The following is a 16,016-nucleotide window of genomic DNA, read 5'->3' as shown; positions in this document are numbered from 1 at the left end:
ATAGTATAAAGGGAGGTTTCAAGCATGCATAGAAAGAAAATAATGACATTGGCATTATGTATAACTTTGTTGGCTTCAGTACTCACGGCTTGCGGTGGAGGCAATAACGGCAAAGGGCAGGCTGGTTCAAACGGTGAAACATCTCCGAATTCTTCTAACTCCACGGATAATCCTTACAAGGATCCAATGACCATTTCTCTTGGGTTTTGGGATGCGGATGCCGAGATTGCTAACATCGAAAAGGACCCGATCGCTAAACAAGTATTGGAGAAATTCAACATCACACTAAAACCTGTCAATTTGTCATGGGATGACTATACCCAGAAGATTCAAATGTGGGCCGCTTCCGGCCAATTGCCAGACATTTTCGCGATCGACGCCGTCGGCACGCAATATCAGCGCAAATGGGTGAATCAAGGCGTTGTCAAAGCGCTCCCGGATCTTTCAAAGTATCCAAACCTTGCAAAATACTTCGAATCCCCAGATATTAAAGGATTAGGAGTAGATGGAAAGTATTATACTGTGCCTCGCCGGATGTTCCCGAGTGTTGATTGGAGCGCACTGGATCGTATGGTCTTCTATCGTTGGGATCTTGCTCAAAAGGCCGGGATCACCAAAGAGCCAGAGACATGGGAAGAGTTTGAAGCCATGCTTGATGCAATCGTAAAGTCGGATCCGGAAGGCAAGCATGTTACTGGTCTTACGACGACAACTACCAAGATGCTGGGCGGATTCTTCTGGTTGTATGGCAACCCGGTTGCTACTAGTGATGGAAGCGGCAGTGATTTTAAATGGATCAAAGAGGATGGAAAGTTTATCCCTGCTGTATTCTCTAAAAATGCGCTGCCAGCGCTGCAAAACATGAAGAATATGTACGAAAAAGGATTGATCGATCCAGACATCGCGCTCGTCAAACCAGCAGAGTCCTATGACAATTTCGTAGCAGGCAAAGCAGCTGCTCTTCTAAGCGGTGGAGGTTTCATAAATTTAAATAGCGATATGTATGAAAAACGCTGGAAAACAGCTTATCCGGATAAGGATATGACGGAGAGCGTGAAGGCGCTCAAGCCGCTTATCGGTCCTGATGGTGAACGCTCACATGCCATCTTTAAAACATACTGGTCAGAAAGCTATTTCAGCAATAAGATTGACGATAAAAAGATGGATCGCATCATGGCACTCTATGATTATGTGTTGTCTCCTGAAGGCAAGGATCTGTTGACTTATGGCATCGAAGGTGTAGATTATAAGCTCGAAAATGGGCAGAAGGTTGTCATTGAAAAGGGTTCATTAAATGAGAAGTATCCAGCTAGCAGATTTCTGAAGAATTTGGTGGCTTATGAAACTTCAGATAGCTATAACATGGATAACCCGACGATTGCTAACGAAGGAATCCGCAAAGAAGCTGTCGATTACATCGACTGGATTCAGAACAATACAAAGGTGCCAGAATACGACATTCGGTTAACTTATATGTCCACCCCAACAAAGGATAAATTTACTGTGCTTGACCATGATGATTTGCTTAAGATCATGCTTTCCAAAGAACCCGTTGAGAGTTACTGGAATAGCATTGTGAACGATTATAAGGCTAAAGGTCTTGATAAAATGATAGAGGAAGTAAATGAGAAGGCCAAGGAACAAGGTATTGAATAATGGATGAATAGAGAAGATCCGGGCGCTAGTAGCCCGGATCTTCCGTTTAATTATTTGAAGTATGGCTTAGACTGTGCGGCGCTACAGACCGCATACTTATAAGATTGGGAGGGTAAAGTCTATGAACCTTAGCATTCATTTGACAGGGTTAACCGAGAAACAGTTAGCAGCTGTTTCAGAAGTAGCGGGAATATTGAGTATTCGAATGGAACGCTCAGGGATACCAGTGATTTGTAAGAAGCAAGGGAAGGGCATTCGAATATCTTACGATGAGGCTCAGGTCACCATTGCGTATGAACAGGAACATCAATTGTTCCGGGCACTCAGCCGATTTCTTGAGAACGTACGCCGTGGAGAACGAGTTGAAATTAATGAACGGCCGGTTTATGAACAGTTAGGCTTCATGGTAGACTGTTCGCGAAATGCGGTTCTTAACTATGAAGGATACAAGGAATTGATCCGGCGTTTAGCGCTTATGGGATATTCAACGGTTCAGTTGTATACGGAAGACACCTACGAACTGGAGGGATACCCTTATTTCGGCTATTTGCGAGGCCGATATACAGGAGATCAAATTCGGGAGCTGGATCAGTATGCCGCGTTATTTGGCATAGAACTGGTTCCTTGTATTCAGACCCTGGCCCATCTCGGCCAAGCGTTGAAATGGCAGGCACATGCACCGCTTGTGGATTTCCAGGATATTCTCCTTATTGATGATCCCAGAACTTATGAGTTAATTGATCGAATGTTTGCTTTTATGTCGGCTCATGTAAGCAGTCGCCGCATAAATATCGGGATGGACGAAGCTCATATGATGGGACTTGGTAAATACCTGGATAAGCATGGGTATCAGGATCGCTCCTCGTTAATGTTAAAACACTTTAGCACTGTTATGGAGATCGCCAGAAAATATGGTTTCCAGACGATGATGTGGAGCGACATGTTTTTTCGTCTGGCCAGTTCCGGAGAATATTACGATGCTGAAAGTCCAATTAGCCCTGATATTGTAAAGCTGATTCCTGAAGATGTTACCTTGATCTACTGGGATTATTATTCGGAAACGCAGGAGAAATACGACGGGATGTTAAGCAAACATAAGCAGCTAAATGATCATATTGGATTTGCAGGTGGTGCTTGGAAATGGATGGGCTTCGCTCCAAACAATGAATTCAGTCGCCATGTCAGTCTGCTGGCTCATGATAGCTGTGTTAAGTATGGAATTCAAGAAGTGTTGATTACCGCATGGGGAGATAATGGCGCTGAAGCTTCCGTTTTCTCGGTTCTTCCTACCCTTCAACTTTGGGCGGAGCTCTGCTACACGAGATGTTTCGTGGAGAACCATGTCAAAGAAAGATTCAGTAGCTGCGTGCAAGGCAATTATGATGACTTTATGGCACTCGATGCGGCCAACTTGGTTCCGGGTAATTCGGCACCGGGGGGATGTTCTATCAATCCGGCTAAATACTTGCTTTATCAAGATATTTTATGTGGTTTGTTCGATCGACATGTTATTCCTAGCTCGTATTCGAAGCATTATCAGCAAAGTGCAGAAAAGCTCGAACAGGCGATCACTCGCAATTCGCCTTGGCAATCCTTATTCTCTGTACAAGCCAGCTTGTGTCGCTTGCTCGAAATAAAGAGCGAAATCGGGATTTCTATACGCGAAGCTTATCATCGTGGAGATTTAGAGGAATTGGCTCACTTTGCCAAGGTGACTTTGCCACAATTATCTGATTTGGCCAGACAATTCATGGACGACTATCGAGTGCAATGGGAGCAGGAAAATAAGGTGTTTGGTCTTGATGTCTTTGATCTTCGTATGGGAGGATTGCTTCAGAGAATCAGAACGGCGATTCATCGAATCAATCGCTATGTCGAAGGGAACGTGGAACAGATTGCTGAATTAGAAGAGGAGCTTCTGACGTTCGACGGCCTTGTTGACGAGGGCAACCCCAGGGCGATAAGTGCGAATTTATGGCACACGATTGCAACACCATCCGTGATCGCTGGGGTTTAAGAAGGGGGTGAGGTTATGATTGATACTAATCTGGACAATCAAAAGGGTACAAAGCAGCCTAACCTTCTGCTTATCACCGTAGATCAGATGCGTTTTGATTGCCTGAGCATTATGGGACATCCCGTCGTTGAGACACCCAACCTGGACGCTCTGGCATCAAGGGGGATCTTATTTGAGCACGCGTATTCGGCTACCCCCAGTTGTATTCCCGCCAGGGCTGCTATCATGACAGGAATGGGGCAAAGATCACATGGCCGGGTTGGTTATCAGGATAAGGTTGAATGGAATTACGCCCATACGATTGCCGGCGAGCTTGCTCAAGCTGGTTATCATACGCAGTGTGTTGGCAAGATGCATGTGTATCCTGCACGTAATCTATGTGGATTCCATAATGTGGTGCTTCATGATGGATATCTTCACTACAATCGGGATAAGAACCAAACGTTCCATGATGAACACTATGATCAAGTGGACGATTATTTGCAGTGGCTGCGAAGACAAACTGATACCAATTCGGATATCACTGACTTAGGCCTCGATTGCAACGCCTCAACGGTTGCCCGCCCCTGGCACTTGCCGGAAGCGATGCATCCAACGAATTGGTGCGTAACCGAGTCGCTAGACTTTTTGCGAAGAAGAGACCCTGGGAAACCATTTTTCCTATGGTCTTCCTTCGTTCGCCCGCATTCCCCCTTGGATCCGCCACAATGTTATCTAGATATGTACAAGGACTTGGAATTTCCTGATCCTCCAATCGGAGATTGGGTGGACGAGAGTGCTGCCTTAAACGCAGCTAAGGATCCAACTTCTTCGTTCACTAATTTGCCAAAGCGCAGATTGGATCGTGCCCGTGCCGCGTATTACGCGCTAATTACGCATCTTGACGACCAAATTGGGAGGTTGATCAATGGCCTGCAGGAGTATGGAGTTTTAAATGAAACTTTGATTCTATTTACTTCTGATCATGGTGAAATGATGGGGGATCACCATTACTTCCGGAAATCTCTTCCTTATGAAGGAAGTGCTAAGATTCCTTTCATAGTGTTTGATCCGGGAGAAACGCTTGGACTTCTTGCCGGCTCCCGGCTTGATTCCATTGTAGAGCTTCGCGATATTATGCCCACATTTCTTGAAGCTGCTGGCGTCCAAATACCATTTACAGTAGAAGGGCAAAGTGTGTTGCCGCTGTGCAGGGGAGATCAGACATTGTGGCGATCTTATATTCATGGGGAACAAGCCTATGGAGAAAAGTCCCACCACTTCTTAACGGATGGAAGAGAGAAATTTATTTGGTATTCTCAGACAGGGGAAGAGCAGTATTTTGATTTAGCGGCAGACCCCTCAGAGAAGATTAATGCGATAGGCTGTATTGATAAATTCGAGCGCATAAAAGAATGGAGAGAGCGTCTTATTCACGAGCTGGAGGGACGAGAGGAAGGGTTTGTAAACAACGGCGAATGGATTGCCGGACGCCCAATTTCTCATATTCTAAAGGCATCCCAATTGGGGGAATAATCATAACTTAGGGCAACCTGAACTTTCAGGTTGCCCTAAGTCTGTTAAGGATAGAAAGAAAGGTTAGTGAATTTACCAGCTACTCCGGCGTTCAGGCAAAGGGTCCTGATCTTGAATCATTCGATGGACGAGCAATTCAATCATCGAATGGCGAATATCACTATAATCGGGATCTTCAAAACGATTGGAGTTCTCATGAGGATCCTCTTTCAAATCATACAATTCACCGTAGGTCTCACCTGCGAAGATCACCAGCTTATAGCGTGTTGTACGCAAACACTTAGCGTTAATGCCGCGATCATGAGCAATATAAGCGGTTAGGGCAGAATTGCGCACATGGGACTCTCTTCCAGCCAGCACCTCCATCTGTGACACACCTTGAATTCCGTAGGGAGTTTTGAGACCTGCGGCTGCAAGCAGTGTGGGGACAATATCAACATGTTCCATCAAAGCAGGGACCCGTTGCCCGGAAGCAATCCCAGGACCGCGTACGATCATCGGGATTCGTGTTAACCCTTCATAAAACCACGGCCCTTTGTAAATCAGCCCATGGTCACCGAGCAGTTCTCCGTGGTCGCTGGTGAAGAGGATGACTACATCATCGTACATATCTTTTTGACGCCAAGCTTTTATAATACGTCCGATCTGCTCGTCAATGAAGGTAATCATCGCATAATAATTTCGGGTGAGCCGTTTCATATGCGCTTCATCAAGAGAATGCTCCTCACCGCCACCAGGCCAATATCCTCCCTGACTCTGACGCAGCAGATGTGGAGGACGAAGATGCACGTCGTCTGCTTCGCTGGCTGGAGATGGAATGTCAGTGTCAGCGTACATATCCGCGTAAGCTTTTGGAGGGTCAAAGGGGTGATGTGGATCGACGAAACTGGTCCATAAAAATAGCGGTTGTTCGGTTTTGTGAGAGAGGATCACATCGATGCTCCGTTCAGCAATCCAGTATGACTGGTGTAGCTCTGGAGGGATTTCGCTCTCCCACACATCGTTTTGAGCATTAGAAGCTCTGTAACGGTCCTTGCTGAAACGTTCTGCCGCTTCAGGGTTGCGCACTCTAAGCCACTCCATATATTCCCCGATACAATTATCTTCCGTAATATGATGTTCATCAAATCCGTAGTACGTTCCATCGGAAGCTCTTCCGCGGTCACGATAAGCAGGCTCTTCATATTCTTGTGAAAAGTCCCCCTTCATCTGAGGGCGGAAATGCATCTTTCCTATACCGATGGTTTTATAATCCGCTTTCTTTAAATGATCGCATAAGGTAAGTTCATCTTCTCTGAGTGTGGTACCGATGTTCCAGGCACCGTGAACATGCGGATACCTGCCTGTAAAAATGGAAGAACGTGAAGGCGTGCAAACAGGACTAGCGCAGTAAGCACCAGTGAAGAGTGTGCCTTCCGAAGCAAGCTTGTCAAGCTCAGGTGTCAGTACGGAAGCGTTTTCGATACCTAGTGCGTCCGCACGCATTTGATCTGTGGTAATTAACCAAATATGAGTTCTTTTTGACATCCGTAACAACCCCCTATGAATATAGTGTATAGCATCACAAAAGCCTCTAGCAACCAATGAATTCTCCATATATTTCATTAGAATCGTCCATATGGGTTGATATTTTTATTACCTATAATTAAATAGTCTATCTCAATGTTGGAGGAGAAATTATATGCGGAAGTTATCCATATCAGGGGATCATTTTACATTAGACGAACAACCCATCCGGTTGCTTTCTGGTGCGCTTCATTATTTCCGGATCGTTCCGGAATATTGGCAGGATCGTTTGCTGAAGCTGAAGGCTTGTGGATTGAATACTGTTGAAACCTATATTCCTTGGAATTTACATGAACTAGAGGAGGGGAGCTTCAATTTTGCTGGATTTGCTGACATCGAGGCTTTCGTTAGACTTGCTGGAGAGCTTGGTTTGCACGTGATTTTGCGGCCAAGTCCTTATATTTGTGCGGAATGGGAATTCGGTGGATTGCCAGCTTGGTTACTTGCGGACAATAACATACAGCTGCGTTGTAATGATAACGTCTATTTATCTAAGTTGGATGCCTATTTCGATGAGTTGCTTCCACGTCTGCGGCCTTTGTTAAGCACTAACGGTGGTCCTGTGCTTGCTCTTCAGGTAGAGAACGAATATGGAAGCTTTGGTAGTGATAAAACTTACCTGAATGATCTAAAAGCAGGAATGATCGCCCGCGGCATGGACGTTCTGCTGTTTACTTCAGATGGAGCTGAAGATCATATGCTCCAAGGGGGCATGATTGACGGAGTGTTCGCCACGGTGAATTTCGGTTCACGGGCAAAGGAAGCCTTTGCTAAACTACGTGAATATCAGCCTACGGGACCGTTGATGTGTATGGAATTCTGGAATGGATGGTTTGACCACTGGATGAAACCGCATAATACACGCCCCGAATCTGAAGTAGCGGAGACTTTGGATGAAATGCTGGCTTTAGGAGCCTCTGTTAACTTCTATATGTTCCATGGGGGGACGAATTTTGGATTTATGAATGGGGCAAATCTTTTTGACAAATATGAGCCCATCGTAACCAGCTACGATTATGATACGCTGCTGGACGAATCCGGTAAGCCAACTGCAAAATTCTATGCAGCTCGAACAATAATTGAGAAATACGTAACGTTGCCGCCCCTGGAATTACCGCCGTTAATAAAGTCACAAGCTTATGGTAAAGTGTTGATGACAGAAGCAGCACCACTGTTCACTCAGTTAGACGTTTTGTCTCACCCAGTACATAGAGCATGTCCCGAGCCAATGGAGAAACTGAATCAGAATTATGGGTTCATTTTGTATTCGACGAAGATCAGTGGACCCCGCAGCAGTACGGAGCTCGTCCTTCAAGAAGTACGTGATCGTGCGCTTGTATTCGCGAATGGGGCCTTTGTCGGTACAGTTGAACGCTGGGATCCGCGAGGAATTCCATTAGAGGTTCCAACGGAGGGACTGCAGATCGACATCCTTGTGGAGAATATGGGGCGTGTAAATTATGGCCCGCTGCTTCGTGATCCAAAAGGCATAACCTGTGGCGTTAGACTCGGCTATCAATTCCTGCATGATTGGACGATTCGTTCTTTGCCTTTAACCCATCTTAAGGGATTATCATTCACACCGATAGATTGCGAGCAACGTCAGCAGCCCACTTTTTACCGGGGGAGCTTTCAAGTCAGTAAGCCTGAGGATACTTTTTTGCAGCTGGATGGATGGAGTAAAGGTCAGGTTTTTATAAACGGCTTTAATTTAGGGCGCTACTGGGAGAAGGGTCCAACTAAAACACTGTACTTACCAGCGCCGCTTCTGCGTCAAGGTGATAACGAGCTAATCTTATTCGAACTACATGGCGTAATGGAGCCAGTGGTTACTTTTGTGGATACACCGGAGCTCACATGATATTTAACGGGTGAGGAAGTATCATGATTCTATAGTATGGGTCTGATGATTTTTAATATATAATCAAAACAGCCCAACAATTTATAGGAACTGAAAATGCACGATTAGGGTGGGTTAGAGGAGGATTTTAAATGAGCTATGATTTGATGGCATTCGAGACGTCTAAAGCACCGCAAGAGAGAGCAGCGTTTATGGAGTGGTATGAACAGCAAGTGCAGTGGTCGGAAGACCATGCCTATAATGATCCATCAGTTTTATCGGAGGCGTTGCAACGCTTTTATAGTGAGTTGTCTGAGCAATTTCCTAATATGAATGTAGAGGACGAGATTTTTGAAGCGATGGAGGAAGCCGGAACGGATAACCGGTTGACTGACTACTCGCTTGGCTCATCCGTCATCTATGCGGCTTTCGCTTATTCTGTAGCTGAGGAAGCTTATACGGCGATGCGGGAGTTGGCTATAAAACACAAAGTAGGATTTTTTGATGTAAGCAGCAACGAAGGCGATATTATTTTTCCTTGAAGCAAAATGATTTAGAGTGTAGACAGCTGGTTGCTCTCCTAGTTGTTAATGAAGTAGTGGCAACCAGCATGTTTTCTATCTTCTTTACTCTACAACAGACGGAATAATACAATCCTTAATCAGGGGCCACCGGTCACGAGGCTGAAGTGTGAATTCTGAGGCGATGGCTACGACAAGTTTTTTTTCTGGAATGCAGCAAATGACATTACCACCATCACCTAACGCTGAGTAGGTGTAAACCCCGTCTTCTTCGCGTAGCCACCACAAGTAACCGTAATGATTAGGGTTCATCGCTGTTGATTCCTCAATCCATGTCTCCGAAATGATCTGATTATTCTCCCATTGTCCATGGTTCAAATATAATAAACCAAAACGCGCCATATCGCGTGGAGACAACGTAAGTCCCCATCCTCCTGTGGTGATACGATTTGGGTCTTCCACCCACCCCTTCACATTAACCCCAAACAAATCATCGAACCCAAATGAGCTCATCTCATAATCCGGGATTTCATTCATTCCGATAGGTTTAAATAAACGTTCGTTGGCGAACTCACGGGCACTTTGTCCAGTGCTGCGCGTGATGATGGCAGAAAGCAGATGTGCTCCAGCGGTAGAATATTTGAAATCCCCAATTGTTCCTTGTTGGCCTAGCATATCCAGCGTATATTTTACCCAGTCAGGCTGCATACACATTTGCTCCAGCGGTTCGTGCCAATCTGCAAAAGCATAAGATGCGGTCATCGTAAGGAGATGGCGTAAGGTGATTTCTTGTTTTTGCGGATCTTGAGCAGCGTTTGGAACATAGTCCGGGAAAAACTCCAGTACCTTTTGATCTGCATTGTTAATAAAGCCAGCCTCTATGGCAATGCCTATGAGCGCGGATATGATACTTTTTGTTACAGAGGCCACATGATGTGTGTCATTCGGGCTAGCGCCATTATAATATTTTTCATAAGCGATAGTTCCACTTCTTACCACAACAATCCCGTTGATATTGCTATACTCGGATTTGATCTTCGATTCTAGTTCTGAAAGCATATCAGCATCCATTCCTAAGTTTGCGGGGGCTGAGATTTGCCAATCTGAAGTTGGATAATTGTTTTTGAGCATGAAAGTTACTCCTTTATGAATTTTTTTTCTTTACTGGAAAATAGACCTCGGTAACCAGATCCTCAGGCACAGCAACCTGTGTCGGGTCCGTTAAGTAGATTTCATAAGGTGAGTTCACCCATTCATAACCTTCATTTTCTATCCATTCTCTCAGCTGAGCATAGACCGAGGTCAATTCTGAATAGGTGCCTTTAAGAACAGATCTCGCACAAAGAGCATCAGGCAAATCTCTTGTACCTTTTACACCCTCTTTTATGGGGAGAGCAAACTCTGTATCATTTCCGGCTGGATTATATTCATGGCTGTGATATATCGTTATTGGCGTACCGAGCAAAGTGAGTTTTTCCGTGGCGATTTTTTCATATAGCCTGCTAAAATAATGTCCATAACCTAACGCATAGTCATCACTGCTCAACATCTGACGCATAAAAAGAATATTCATAGGCTGAGTTTCAACAAGCTCTACTTTTATCTCATTCAGGTAAGACATCATGGGAATACCTTTCTCCAGATTTAAAACATCACTATTGATTTGTTGTAAGGTGTATTCATAAGCGCTTATTTTCTCCTGTATTTCTTTTTTCTTGAGATTAAGGGCTGAGTAGAGCTTCTCTTCTGAATGATTCTGTTCCCATTGTAAAATGTCTTTGATTTCTTCCAGTGAGAAACAATAACCTTTCAGACGATTGATAAAAAGCATTTTTTTAAGTTGTTTAATGGAGTAATACCTATAACCGTTCTCAGGGTTAATCTCATCGGGATGAATTAATCCGATCTCATCATAATATCGAAGCGTCTTCGTAGAAACTTCGCATATCTTCGAGAATTCTCCAATCGACAGCAAAAAGTCATCTCCTTTTTTCGTTTTAATTAAGCTTCCAAGCCAAAACATCGATGTTTGGTTCTAGCTCTACTTAACACCTTACCCTAAGGTCAAAGTCAACAGCAAAATAGTGAACCGATTCTAAGGTTACGACAATATATAGGTGAATGGCCATTCAGAAAGGAGTAGCCTACTTGGAAATTGAAGAGTTGAGTGACCTAATAAAATTACATGGCAAAGCAATTTACGCATTTTGTTTTACGCTTGCGGGGAATAGGGTGGATACGGACGATCTCTATCAGGAGACTTTTTTAAAAGCTATGGAAATGCGGCATAAAATGGACCTGAACCAAAATCCGAAAGCGTTCCTTATCTCGATTGCTATCTCATTACGCAAAAACAAACGCAGAAAATGGGCATGGCGGCAAAGAATTGCACCTACAGCAGATTATAATGAAGCGGTCGATCTGGCGTGTACTTTCGATGGAGAGGTTATGCCAGAGGATGCATTGCTGTCCCAGGAGCTTCGGCACATGATTCATGCTGCCGCAGACCGGCTGAATGAGAAACTGAAAATACCGCTCTATCTGTACTATACCGCAGAAATGACCGTTGATGAGATTGCTTCAGCGCTAAGGATTCCACCGGGCACAGTTAAAAGCAGACTTTTCCAAGCCCGCAAGGCGATGAAAAAGATTTTGGAGGTTGAATCCCAATGAATGACTCCGAAAAGTTGGATCAACTGCTAAAGCAAGCGCTAGCTTCTACAGCAGAGCCGACAGAGGAATTAAACGAAAGAATCATCCAACAGTTTAAGGAGACTAAACCAATGAAACCAGCCTATAAAAAAAGAGTTTCGATTGGACTAATGGTTGCTATATTCACGCTTGTAATGTCTTTAACGGCTTATGCAGCTACACAGCTATTTAGCCCCAAGCAGGTTGCTGAGCATCTGGGCCAGCAACTGCTGGCAAAAGCATTCGAAAGCAGGGATGCTGTTGAAATCAACCAATCGGTTATATCTGGTGATTATAACGTGACGTTGAATGGAATAGTCTCGGGGGAAGGTCTTTCAGAACTGAGTAAGTCTGATCAGAATATTAACCCAAACAGATCCTATGCCGTTGTATCCATCGCCAGAATAGACGGTGGCCCCATGCCTGCTACAAGTGAACCGGAGTATGGCCAGGATCCATTCTTTGTGTCACCGCTTATAAAGGGACTAAAACCATGGCAGGTTAATATCACAACAATGAATGGTGGCTATAGCGAGGCTGTTATAGATGGAATTATGTACCGGCTGATTGAATGTGATGGAGTGGAGATGTTCGCTGACCGAGGGGTATATCTAGCTGTCAGTAATGGTAGTTCTTTTTTCAGCAAAGATGCGTTTGCTTATAATGAAAGTACGGGGGAAATTAGCGCTAATAACGATTACAAGGGAACCGCTATTCTATTTGAACTTCCGCTGGACCCAACCAAAGCTGACCCTGTCAAAGCTGAGAGCTATTTACAGGAGCTGTTGAAAGAACCCTCTGCCGACAGCAAAGTTGATTCAGCGGTTTCAACAGATGCAGCTGCCTCTATTGATGATGATGAGAAGGAACTAATTAAAAAAATAGAGGATATGAAGAAAAAAATCTCCACCGGCACGATTATCCCTGAATCTGTAAAGGAAGTGCGTGTTGATGAACAAGGGGCTTTCAATTATGAATACGATAACTGGAGTGTCAAGCTTTTTGTCCAAAATATGTTTGAGGAAGGGCAAATCGGTTACTCGGATTCCGTAAGCTTCAGTGCGGACGATAAAGAAACTAGGGCACTTCAATTTTCCAGAGATGAAAAGGGTGTAATCACGGGCAGGATTATTATTTTGAATTAGAGTATCATTCAGATAACTTTTCACAAGACTTATCTATATTCGTTTTATTTATCGTCCATGACCTTCAGATCAATTCTTTGAACGGTCAGTAAAGAATTTAACGAAGAATTTAAAGCAGGAGAGATTGTTGAATATCAAATCATAATAGAACAAAACGAAGTATCTATTCAAAAGATTAAGGCCAATAAGTAGCAGACTCAATGATTGCAATGAAAAAAGCAGGTGGACTAGCCACCTGCTTTACCGATCACCACACTTTAATATAATTTTTGCCCTTATTCAAAAGTGTAAGAGGTCCTAAAGTGCTTTTATTCTCTTTCTTGTTATCCAGAAAATCTGTATCCAGGATTATATTGCTGCCATCCGGATTCTCAAACTCGGCATCCACGATGCGCACCCGCGGCAAAGTTTCAGTTGAATGTACTTCACCTAAGAAGTTAACGAAGCTATCAGGCAGATCAATGGAAAGGAATCCCTCATCTCCTTGATCTACAATAAAGAAGTCTGGATCAAAGCTTTCCTCAACCAGCTTTACATTCTCTTTTTCGAAAGGCTCTGCACTGTTTAAGTAAGCGTTGTTATTAATGAACATAGGCTGTTCAACGAGTTCAAACTCCTCAAGATCACCGTGTAACTTATGGACATTCTCGATATACTCCGCCAAAGAGGTGGTGTAGTGATTGAAATGTGATGTTCCCACGCCTGTCCATCCGTCTTTTCCAACAATGATATTGTTATAGAACCGATCGTCCCCACCATAAATAAGTGAGAAACCGGCAATTTTTGTACTATGCGGAAGATGATATTGCGTGGACCGGTTTAGTACCTTTCGATGAACCATCCTGCCGCCGATCAGATTGTTGATATAGGCTCCACCTTGGGCTACATTCTCTAAAGCATGTTTAGCTGTCAAGATATTATGGTCAACAATGTAAGGGCCATGGCTTACTTCTATAAACAAATCCCGATGATTTTGATAGAACAGATTTTTGGTGATTCTTGTCCCTTGGGTCTGCCAATCCAGCCATAAACCTAAAGTACAATCGTGAATCCGGTTATGGTGGATGTGAGTATCGATCGGTGCGTGAAGCTTGATCCCGGCAATTTCGTGGCCCCAGAATTCCCGTTTTGTCGCAATGTTGTAAATATGGTTATGATGAATTTCGCTGAAAATACAACCTAAGTGGCCGACGATGGCATTTTGGCCGCAATCATAAATGGTATTATGGCGGATAAGATGTGAACCGATCGATTCTTTGCTCCAGCCCTGACGCTCAGCAGTAAAGACGGATTCAAGCTGATATTGATATCCGGGTTTGTCTTTTCGAAGGGTGCGGTAATTATGGCCTGTGGAAGCTTCTTTGCCGATACTGATAGCGCTGCATTTGGCATCGTGAATGATATTATTTTCAATAATCCAGCCTTTGCTCCAGTTAGTGCCTAGCAGTCCGGGCTGGTCTGCCGTTGGAGGTGCCCAAGGTGTTGCCGCATGCGCCATTTCAAAACCTTTTACAGTAATATAATCAATTCCGGTTTCTTCAGGGTAGAAACAAGATCTGCGTACATTGATTTCTACCAGTTCTTTGTTCGGGTTGGCACCTTGGAAATTAGCGTAAATCGTGGTGTGGTCAGGGCTTACTTCGGCAAACCAAACGTAGGTCGTCTGTTTTGGATTTTGGACCGGAACCATCTCTTGTGTCCAGAGATCCTTGAACTCCAGCTTTTCGACAGGAGCTGCCAGTTGATCATACTGACTGACCTCGTAAAAAGACATGCCATTTAGATATACATCCCCTAAGTGTCTTGTCTCCTCTATAGTGACGAGCCAATCGCCAGACACTTCCTCAACATACGGATTAAAGCTGCCAAAAAACGTGTTCGGCAAGATCACTTTCCATATTTGGTTCTCAACCTGCTGCCAATCTTGTATATGCTCAGAGCCTTTTATGACAACCTGCTCGTCTTCAGCGGCTTGATAAATAATTCTTCTTTGTTCGCTTAATCCTTTGTATCTCGGTTTTACCCACTCGCGATATATCCCTTCATGAACGATAACCTTATCCCCAGCTACAGCTACTGAAGCCGCTTTATTGATGGTTAAAAAGGGATCCACCTGAGTGCCTTGACCTTGATCTGAACCGGTTTTTGATATGTGATATTCCATTGTCCTATAACCTCCGCTTGGTTGACTTTATCCAATATTATAGGAAATAACGTTGTTAGTTCTATACTTTATATAGTACACTTTAAGACAAAATTAGTGTTTTCGTGAAGGAGAATCTACTTGTGGCCCTTTTTTGAAAAACATGGTGTCAGCGAAAAAGATTACTTTAAACTCATTCCATTGAAAAACTATCATTTTCCACTTCATTTTCATCGGGCATTTGAGATTATTTATGTCAAAGAAGGGCAGTTATCTATCACCATTGATGGGAAAAGCTATCAGGTACAGAAAAATGATCTGGTTTTTATTTTTCCTAATCAGATGCATGAATTTGAGACGATTGATTTTTCGGAGATTATGGTAATCCTCTTCTCCACAGAATTGATAGGTGATTTTCACATGAATTATAAAAGCTTTATTCCAACTGACAATGTTCTCCATGCTGTGAATGAACCTGATTGTACAAAGCTGGATTCGATTTATAGCCAGAAAAGTTTCCTGTATGGTGTATGTGCGCAGTTGATCTGTCAGACATCATTTGCTCCGGTCAAACAGTCCCCGCAAACAAAGGTGCTCTATAAAATCCTGCTTTTTGTAGAACAAAATTATTCTGCCGATTGCACATTAAAAGCTGTAGCAAAACATCTGCAATATGATTACCCGTATTTATCAAAGCTATTTGTCCAGCTGATGAAAATGCCCTTCACAGATTACTTGAATCACTATCGGATCTCACAAGCATGTTATATATTAAAAAACTCGAATCTGACTATTGGTGAAGTTGCCAACCTTTGCGGCTATAGTAACTTACGGTCATTTCATCGGAATTTCCAGAAAATCACCCATCAATCACCGAAAGGGTATCGGGTTTCCAATCCGCCTGATAAGGAAATGAACTAGA

12 protein-coding genes are annotated in these 16,016 nt (G+C 43.7%); 8 read left to right on the top strand and 4 right to left on the bottom strand.

Going from position 1 to position 16,016, the window contains the following annotated elements:
* Positions 1–24: 24 nt before the first annotated feature.
* The 3 genes from NST25_RS17960 (at position 25) to NST25_RS17950 (ending at position 5,188) form a co-directional block, all read left to right on the top strand.
* Positions 25–1,656 (top strand): extracellular solute-binding protein, encoded by a 1,632-nt coding sequence (locus tag NST25_RS17960; RefSeq protein WP_076129725.1) that lies wholly within the window; start codon positions 25–27, stop codon positions 1,654–1,656.
* Between the two features lie 121 nt (positions 1,657–1,777).
* Positions 1,778–3,673, top strand: a complete 1,896-nt coding sequence (locus NST25_RS17955) for a family 20 glycosylhydrolase (protein ID WP_340392071.1) — start codon at positions 1,778–1,780, stop codon at positions 3,671–3,673.
* A gap of 15 nt (positions 3,674–3,688) precedes the next feature.
* The gene (locus tag NST25_RS17950) at positions 3,689–5,188 is read left to right on the top strand and encodes an arylsulfatase (RefSeq protein WP_076194913.1); all 1,500 of its coding nucleotides are present in this window, start codon (positions 3,689–3,691) and stop codon (positions 5,186–5,188) included.
* A gap of 72 nt (positions 5,189–5,260) precedes the next feature.
* On the opposite strand, the gene NST25_RS17945 is transcribed toward NST25_RS17950, so the two are convergent.
* Complete coding sequence (locus tag NST25_RS17945; RefSeq protein ID WP_076194916.1) at positions 5,261–6,715, bottom strand: sulfatase-like hydrolase/transferase; 1,455 nt, start codon at positions 6,713–6,715, stop codon at positions 5,261–5,263.
* A 154-nt stretch (positions 6,716–6,869) separates the two neighbouring features.
* On the opposite strand from NST25_RS17945, the gene NST25_RS17940 reads away from it, so the two are divergent.
* Together NST25_RS17940 and NST25_RS17935 are read left to right on the top strand one after the other, a co-directional pair.
* Complete coding sequence (locus tag NST25_RS17940) at positions 6,870–8,615, top strand: beta-galactosidase family protein (protein ID WP_340392068.1); 1,746 nt, start codon at positions 6,870–6,872, stop codon at positions 8,613–8,615.
* A gap of 131 nt (positions 8,616–8,746) precedes the next feature.
* Positions 8,747–9,136 carry a hypothetical protein gene (locus NST25_RS17935; RefSeq protein WP_076133856.1) on the top strand — a complete coding sequence of 130 codons (390 nt, stop codon included), beginning with the start codon at positions 8,747–8,749 and terminating at the stop codon, positions 9,134–9,136.
* An 84-nt stretch (positions 9,137–9,220) separates the two neighbouring features.
* On the opposite strand, the gene NST25_RS17930 is transcribed toward NST25_RS17935, so the two are convergent.
* Together NST25_RS17930 and NST25_RS17925 are read right to left on the bottom strand one after the other, a co-directional pair.
* A complete protein-coding gene (locus NST25_RS17930; protein WP_076194921.1) occupies positions 9,221–10,246 on the bottom strand; it encodes a serine hydrolase in 1,026 nt (341 codons plus the stop codon).
* 13 nt (positions 10,247–10,259) lie between these two features.
* Positions 10,260–11,090, bottom strand: coding sequence for a MerR family transcriptional regulator (locus NST25_RS17925; RefSeq protein ID WP_076141902.1), 831 nt, complete (start codon positions 11,088–11,090; stop codon positions 10,260–10,262).
* A gap of 173 nt (positions 11,091–11,263) precedes the next feature.
* Between NST25_RS17925 and NST25_RS17920 the strand changes: the two genes are divergently transcribed.
* Both NST25_RS17920 and NST25_RS17915 read left to right on the top strand, forming a co-directional pair.
* The gene (locus tag NST25_RS17920) at positions 11,264–11,788 is read left to right on the top strand and encodes a sigma-70 family RNA polymerase sigma factor (RefSeq protein ID WP_081387985.1); all 525 of its coding nucleotides are present in this window, start codon (positions 11,264–11,266) and stop codon (positions 11,786–11,788) included.
* Positions 11,785–12,951, top strand: a complete 1,167-nt coding sequence (locus NST25_RS17915) for a hypothetical protein (RefSeq protein ID WP_076129716.1) — start codon at positions 11,785–11,787, stop codon at positions 12,949–12,951. The genes NST25_RS17920 and NST25_RS17915 overlap by 4 nt, the downstream gene beginning before the upstream one ends.
* A gap of 247 nt (positions 12,952–13,198) precedes the next feature.
* Here NST25_RS17915 and NST25_RS17910 read toward each other — a convergent pair whose 3' ends face one another.
* Positions 13,199–15,115: a right-handed parallel beta-helix repeat-containing protein gene (locus tag NST25_RS17910; protein WP_340392063.1), complete on the bottom strand. Its 1,917-nt coding sequence runs from the start codon at positions 15,113–15,115 to the stop codon at positions 13,199–13,201.
* A gap of 120 nt (positions 15,116–15,235) precedes the next feature.
* Here NST25_RS17910 and NST25_RS17905 point away from each other — a divergent pair, with 120 nt between their 5' ends.
* Positions 15,236–16,015 (top strand): helix-turn-helix domain-containing protein, encoded by a 780-nt coding sequence (locus NST25_RS17905; protein WP_076129714.1) that lies wholly within the window; start codon positions 15,236–15,238, stop codon positions 16,013–16,015.
* The last annotated feature ends 1 nt before the right edge of the window (position 16,016 follow it).

The organism is Paenibacillus sp. FSL E2-0190 (assembly GCF_037992965.1).
Classification (GTDB): domain Bacteria; phylum Bacillota; class Bacilli; order Paenibacillales; family Paenibacillaceae; genus Paenibacillus_AQ; species Paenibacillus_AQ odorifer.
Note: the sequence above shows the minus strand (reverse complement) of the source record. Positions and strands in the feature narration are given on the sequence as shown.

Excerpts from the sequence above, each read along its gene's own strand:
- NST25_RS17910 (WP_340392063.1), bottom strand. The coding sequence starts at position 15,115 with ATGGAATATCACATATCAAAAACCGGTTCAGATCAAGGTCAAGGCACT.
- NST25_RS17950 (WP_076194913.1), top strand. The coding sequence starts at position 3,689 with ATGATTGATACTAATCTGGACAATCAAAAGGGTACAAAGCAGCCTAAC.
- NST25_RS17930 (WP_076194921.1), bottom strand. The coding sequence starts at position 10,246 with ATGCTCAAAAACAATTATCCAACTTCAGATTGGCAAATCTCAGCCCCC.
- NST25_RS17945 (WP_076194916.1), bottom strand. The coding sequence starts at position 6,715 with ATGTCAAAAAGAACTCATATTTGGTTAATTACCACAGATCAAATGCGT.
- NST25_RS17960 (WP_076129725.1), top strand. The coding sequence starts at position 25 with ATGCATAGAAAGAAAATAATGACATTGGCATTATGTATAACTTTGTTG.
- NST25_RS17955 (WP_340392071.1), top strand. The coding sequence starts at position 1,778 with ATGAACCTTAGCATTCATTTGACAGGGTTAACCGAGAAACAGTTAGCA.
- NST25_RS17915 (WP_076129716.1), top strand. The coding sequence starts at position 11,785 with ATGAATGACTCCGAAAAGTTGGATCAACTGCTAAAGCAAGCGCTAGCT.
- NST25_RS17940 (WP_340392068.1), top strand. The coding sequence starts at position 6,870 with ATGCGGAAGTTATCCATATCAGGGGATCATTTTACATTAGACGAACAA.
- NST25_RS17935 (WP_076133856.1), top strand. The coding sequence starts at position 8,747 with ATGAGCTATGATTTGATGGCATTCGAGACGTCTAAAGCACCGCAAGAG.